Source organism: Pseudomonas sp. TWR3-1-1, from assembly GCF_049896545.1.
Classification (GTDB): domain Bacteria; phylum Pseudomonadota; class Gammaproteobacteria; order Pseudomonadales; family Pseudomonadaceae; genus Aquipseudomonas; species Aquipseudomonas weihenstephanensis.
Genome location: NZ_JAFCUO010000047.1, coordinates 1 through 1062, shown reverse-complemented (window position 1 = coordinate 1062; position 1062 = coordinate 1). Strand labels below are relative to the sequence as shown.

At 54.9% G+C, this 1062-nt stretch carries 1 protein-coding gene and 1 pseudogene; both read left to right on the top strand.

From position 1 onward, the window contains the following. Positions 1-756 carry a Rha family transcriptional regulator gene (locus tag ACP7A4_RS23130; RefSeq protein ID WP_426248521.1) on the top strand — a complete coding sequence of 252 codons (756 nt, stop codon included), beginning with the start codon at positions 1-3 and terminating at the stop codon, positions 754-756. A 1-nt stretch (position 757) separates the two neighbouring features. After that, positions 758-1062: pseudogene (locus tag ACP7A4_RS23125) on the top strand (phage replication protein); the annotation flags it as partial.

The following is a 1062-nucleotide window of genomic DNA, read 5'->3' as shown; positions in this document are numbered from 1 at the left end:
GTGGCGCGGGGTGTTTCTATGTCCAGCCTTGAGCTGGTCGACTTCATTAACTCGAAGCGCGATAAGAACGAGCCAACTCTCACGCACAAAAACTTAATCGCAAAGGTTCCGCGTGTTCTTGGTGCCGATCAATCGGCTAAATTTTCAGCCGATTACCTTGATACTCGTAGTCGCATTCAAAAGTGCTTCGTCTTCCCTAAGCGGGAAGCTTGCCTCATTGCCATGTCGTACAGCTATGAGCTTCAAGCGCTTGTCTTTGATCGCATGACGGCTCTTGAGGATCGCGAGCGCGCACGTTCGCTACCCAGCAACCCGAAGATCGTCGGCGAGCTGGCCATCCTTGAATGCTTTGACCGTCTGCTGAAACCTGCACCCTCCAGCAAAATGATGATGTTGGCTCAGATCGCCGCAAACAACGGGCTCGACGCCAAATTTCTGCCGGGCTACGCCATTGATGCTGCCTCAGACGCAACTGGTGGCAGCTCCATGCCGACCAAGGCCGTTACCGCATTGATCAAAGAAAACGGCATCAGCAGCACCGCCGCTGCTTTCAATCGCGCATTGGCAGCTCATGGCTTCCTGAAACCACTGACACGCGTGAACTCGAAGCGCGAAACGGTGGAGTTTTGGGGTGTGACCGATAAAGGCCTCAAGTTCGGCAAGAACCTCACAAGCCCTCAGTGCCCACGCGAGACCCAGCCTCACTGGTACGTGGATCGCTTCCTTGAACTGGCCGCATTGGTCGGGAAGGTCTGACATGCAGTACACGATCACCATCAACCAGCCGAAGGCATTGGAGTGGGGCTTGAATGCACAGCAAACCCTGCTTTTTGCGTTCGTCTACGAATGCCCGAGCTGGGCTAACCCGATCAAGACTGACAGCGGGATCTACTTTGCGCTGAGCAAGGCCAAGATCGTTGAAGAGTTGCCATTGCTGACCGACAAGCCGGACACCGCGTACCGCCTTCTGAAGGCCCTGCGCGATGCTGGTCTGATTGAGCTTTCCAGCACTTCCAGCATCACTCTGATTCGTCTGACCGAGAAAGCCAAAGAGTGGAATCG